Origin of the sequence: Amycolatopsis kentuckyensis (assembly GCF_002155975.1) — a bacterium.
Classification (GTDB): domain Bacteria; phylum Actinomycetota; class Actinomycetes; order Mycobacteriales; family Pseudonocardiaceae; genus Amycolatopsis; species Amycolatopsis kentuckyensis.
Window position 1 is genome coordinate 1 of the sequence record NZ_MUMI01000735.1, and the last position, 5,164, is coordinate 5,164.

1 protein-coding gene is annotated in these 5,164 nt (G+C 74.6%); it reads left to right on the top strand.

Annotated elements, in window-relative coordinates; all coding sequences use genetic code 11:
- A partial coding sequence (locus CCN39_RS46900) for a type I polyketide synthase (RefSeq protein ID WP_143264448.1) occupies positions 1–5,164 on the top strand: 5,164 nt, incomplete at both ends.

The following is a 5,164-nucleotide window of genomic DNA, read 5'->3' on the forward strand; positions in this document are numbered from 1 at the left end:
GGCGGGACCGGCGCCCTCGGGCCGCGGATCGCCCGCTGGCTCCGCGGCGTCGGCGCCGAGCACGTCATCCTCGCCAGCCGTCGCGGCGACCAAGCCGGCGCCGAGCCGGGCATCACCCACGTCACCTGCGACGTCACCGATCGCGCCGCGGTCGAAGCCCTTGCCGAAGCCCACGACATCCGTGCCGTCGTCCACGCCGCCGCCCTGATCGAACTCGCTTCGATCGACGCCACCGACGTTGCCGAGTTCGCCGCCGTTGCCAAAGCCAAAGTCCAAGGCGCCGAAATCCTCGACGCCGTCTTCGACCGTGACCTCGACGCCTTCGTCCTGTTCTCCTCCATCGCCGGCGTCTGGGGCAGTGGCGACCACGCCGCCTACGCTGCCGCCAACGCCCACCTCGACGCCCTCGCCCAACGCCGGCGCGCTCGCGGCCTGCGTGCCACCTCCCTCGCCTGGGGCGTCTGGAACGCCGCCAACCCCGCCAAAGCCGACCAGGACTTCGACGCGAGCCGCCTGCTCCGCCAGGGCCTGCCGTTCCTCGACCCCGACCTCGCCTTCGCGGGCCTTCGGCAAGTCCTCGCCGACGACGACACCTTCCTCGCCGTCGCCGACGTCGACTGGGCCCGGTTCGCGCCCGTCTTCACCGCCCTGCGGCCACGCCCGCTGCTCGACGAGCTGCCCGAGGTGCGCCGCGCGCTGACCGTGGACGAGCCCCGGCCCGAAAAGCGCTGGCTGGCCGGAGTCTCCCCGGCCGACCGCGCCCGGACCGTGCTCGACCTGGTCCGCGCCACCGCCGCCGCCGTGCTCGGGCACGACAGCCCGGACGCCGTCGCCCCCGGAGTAGCCCTGCGGGAACTCGGCTTCGACTCGCTCACCGCCGTCGAGCTGCGCAACCGGCTCGCCGCCGAAACCGGCCAGAGCCTCCCCGCCACCCTCGCCTTCGACCACCCGACCGCCGAGCGCATCACCGAATTCCTGCTCGACGGCGGCGCCACCGGAACGGCGACCGTCGTCGCGGTCGCCGACGACGAGCCGATCGCCATCGTCGCCATGAGCTGCCGCTACCCCGGCGGCATCGAGAGCCCCGAGGACCTCTGGGACCTCGTCACCGCCGGCGGCGACGCGATCACCGGGTTCCCGGCCGACCGCGGCTGGGACGTCGACGCGCTCTACGACCCCGACCCGGACCACGACGGCACCAGCTACACCCGCCACGGCGGCTTCCTGCACGACGCCGGCGACTTCGACCCGGGCTTCTTCGGCATCTCGCCCCGCGAAGCGCTGACCATGGACCCCCAGCAGCGCCTGCTCCTGGAGACGTCGTGGGAGGCGATGGAACGCGCCGGCCTCGACCCCGAGACCCTGCGGGGCAGCGCGACCGGCGTGTTCGTCGGCACCAACTACGCCGACTACGGCATCGGGCTCGCCCAGCCCGACAGCTCGGCCGGGCACCTGCTCACCGGCGGCGCCGCCAGCGTCGTCTCCGGCCGGATCTCCTACACCTTCGGGCTGACCGGCCCGGCCGTCACCGTCGACACGGCGTGCTCGTCGTCCCTGGTCGCGCTGCACCTGGCCTGCCAGTCGCTGCGCAACGGCGAGTGCACGATGGCCCTGGCCGGCGGCGTGGCGCTGATGTCGACCCCGGCGTCGTTCGTCGCGTTCAGCCGGCAGCGCGCGCTCGCCGCCGACGGCCGCTGCAAGGCCTTCTCCGACGACGCCGACGGCATGGGCATGGCCGAGGGCGTCGGCGTCCTGCTGGTCGAACGGCTCGCCGACGCCCGGCGCCACGGCCACGAGGTCCTCGCCGTGATCCGCGGCTCGGCGGTCAACCAGGACGGCGCCTCCAACGGCCTGACCGCCCCGAACGGCCCCGCCCAGCAGCAGGTCATCCGCCAGGCCGTCGCCAACGCCCGGCTGACCTTCGACGACGTCGACGCCGTCGAAGCCCACGGCACCGGCACCACCCTCGGCGACCCGATCGAGGCCCAGGCGCTGCTGGCCACCTACGGCCGCGACCGGGCGAACCCCCTGTGGCTCGGCTCGGTGAAGTCCAACATCGGCCACAGCCAGGCCGCCTCCGGCGTCGCCGGCGTCATCAAGATGGTCCTCTCCCTGCGCCACGGCGTCCTCCCGGGCACGCTGCACGCGGGCACGCCGTCGTCCCATGTGGACTGGACGACCGGGAACGTCCGGCTGCTGGACGAAACTCGCGAGTGGCCCGAGACCGGCCGGCCGCGCCGGGCCGCGGTGTCGTCGTTCGGGATGAGCGGCACCAACGCCCACGCGGTGCTGGAGGCGGCCCCGGCCGAAACCCCCGCGACGCACCCGGTCGCGAAGGGCCCGGTGCCCTGGATCCTGTCCGCGAAAACGCCCGCTTCGCTGGCTGGGCAGGCCCGCCGGCTGCAGGCCCGCGTAGGGGCCGCACAGGGGGTCCGGGCCGCAGATGTGGGGTACTCCCTCGCGAAATCCCGGTCTACGTTCGAGCAACGGGCGGTGGTCGTGGCCGGCGGTCACGACACGCTGGGCGCGCTCGCCCACGACCGGGCCGTCCCCGGGCTGGTGCGGGGCAGCGCCCGCCGCGGGGGCAAGGTCGCCTTCGTCTTTCCCGGGCAGGGCTCGCAGTGGGTGGGGATGGCTTTGGACCTGATGGACACGTCGCCGGCGTTCGCGGCCCGCATGCGGGACTGCGAACGCGCGCTGGCGCCGTTCGTCGAATGGTCGCTGTCCGAAGTCCTCGGCGACGAAACGATGCTGCAGCGCGTCGACGTCGTGCAGCCCGCCCTCTTCGCGGTCATGGTGTCGCTGGCCGAAGTCTGGCGCGCCCACGGCGTGCAACCGGACGCCGTGATCGGGCACTCCCAAGGCGAGATCGCCGCCGCCGCGGTCGCCGGCGCGCTGTCGCTGGAGGACGCCGCCCGCGTGGTCGCGTTGCGCAGCAAGGCGATCCTGGCCCTGGCCGGCCGCGGTGGCATGGTGTCGGTGGCCGCCGCGCGCGAAATCGTCGAGCCCCGGCTCACGGCGGAGGTGTCGATCGCGGCGGTCAACGGGCCGGCCGCGGTCGTGGTGTCCGGCTCACCGGCCGCCCTCGACGCGCTGATCGAGTCCTGCGAGGCCGACGGCATCCGCGCGAAGCGGGTTCCGGTGGACTACGCGTCGCACTCCGGCCAGGTCGAAGCGATCGAGGCCGAGTTGCGCGAGCTGCTCGCCCCCGTTTCGCCGCGGTCGTCGGCGATCACCTTCCATTCCACGGTGACCGCCGAGCCGATGGACACCGCCGGGCTCGACGGCGCCTACTGGTACGCCAACCTGCGCAACCCCGTGCTGTTCGACACGGCCGTGCGGCAGCTGGCCGAGGACGGCTACGACACCTTCATCGAATGCAGCCCGCACCCGGTGCTCACGATGAGTGTCGAGGACACTGTGGACGAAGCCGTCGTCACCGGCACGCTGCGCCGCGGCGAAGGCGGCCTCGACCGGCTGTACACCTCGTTCGCCGAGGCTTGGGTGCACGGCGTCGACCTCGACTGGACGCCCGCGTTCGGCGAAGGCGCCCGGCTGATCCCGCTCCCGACCTACGCCTTCGACCACCAGCGGTACTGGCTGGACCCGGCCCCGGCGGCCCCGGCCGACGACGGGCTCTGGACGGCGCTCGAAGAAACCGAAGACCTCGCCGGTGTCCTCGGCGTCGACCGCGGCGCGCTCGACGAGGTGCTGCCCGCGCTGACCCGGTGGCGCTCGCGGCGCACCGAAGAATCCACAGTGGACTCGTGGTGCCTGAAGGTCGGCTGGTCGCCGGTCGCCGAACCCGCGCTGCCGCTGCTGTCCGGCCGCTGGCTGGCACTCGTCCCGAATGACCACAGTGGACTCGTCGCGACGGTGCTCGACGCGCTCGCCGCACGCGGCGCCGACGTCGTCACCGCCTCGCCGGGGGAGCTGCCGCCGGGGGCGTACGCCGGCGTGGTTTCCCTGCTGGGCCTGGACGAAACCCCATTGCCCGGGCACCCGCTGATCGCGACCGGGGTCGCCGGGACGGCCGCGCTCGCCCCGGCACTGACCACCGCCGGGATCGACGCCCCGCTCTGGCTGCTCACCCGCGGCGCCGTGGCCACCGGGCCCGGCGACGCCCCGGCGTCGAGCGTGCCTGCGCAACTCTGGGGCCTCGGCCGCGTGATCGGCCTCGAATACCCCGGCCTGGGTGGCGGGCTGATCGACCTGCCCGCCGCGCTCGACGAGCGGGCCGCGGACCGGCTGGCCGGGTTCCTGGCCGAACCCGCGGGCGAAGACCAGGTCGCGCTCCGGGACCACGGAATCCTGGCTCGGCGGCTGCACCCGGCGCGTCCCGCACCGGCGGGCGAGCCGTGGCGGCCACGGGGAACCGTGCTGGTCACCGGGGGCACCGGGGCGCTCGGCGCGCACGTCGCCCGCTGGCTGGGCCGGTCCGGCGCCGACCACCTCGTGCTCACCAGCCGCCGGGGCGAAGCCGCTCCCGGCGCCACCGAACTGGCCGAAGAGCTGCGGGGGTACGGCTGCGCGGTGACCATCGCCGCGTGCGACGTCGCCGAGCGGAAGGCCGTCGAAGCCCTGCTGGACAGCCTGGGCCACCGGCCGGTGGCCGTCGTGCACGCGGCCGGGCTGCCGCAGTCGAGCACCCTCGCCGAGACCGGCCTGGACGAGTTCGAAGACGTCCTCGCGGCCAAGGTCGCGGGGGCCGCGCACCTGGACGCCCTGCTCGGCGACGACCTCGAAGCGTTCGTGCTGTTCTCCTCCAACTCCGGCGTCTGGGGCAGCGCGGGCCAGGGGGCCTACGCCGCCGCGAACGCCTACCTGGACGCTCTCGCCGAACAACGTCGCGCCCGCGGGGCCAAGGCGACTTCGGTGGCCTGGGGGCTGTGGGCCGGGGGCGGCATGGCCTCCGACGAGGGCGAGCAGCAGCTGCGCCGCCGTGGCCTCCGGCCGATGGCGCCCGAACGGGCCGTGGCCGCGCTGCAGGGCGCGCTCGACCGCGACGAGACCTTCCTGGCCGTGGCCGACGTCGACTGGGACCGGTTCGTCCCCGCCTTCACGGCGTCGCGGCGCCGCCCGCTGATCGAGGACCTGCCCGCGGTTCGCCGGGTGCTGGACCGGCTGGAAGCCGAACAGGAGCGGCCTGACGAGGGCGCCGCGG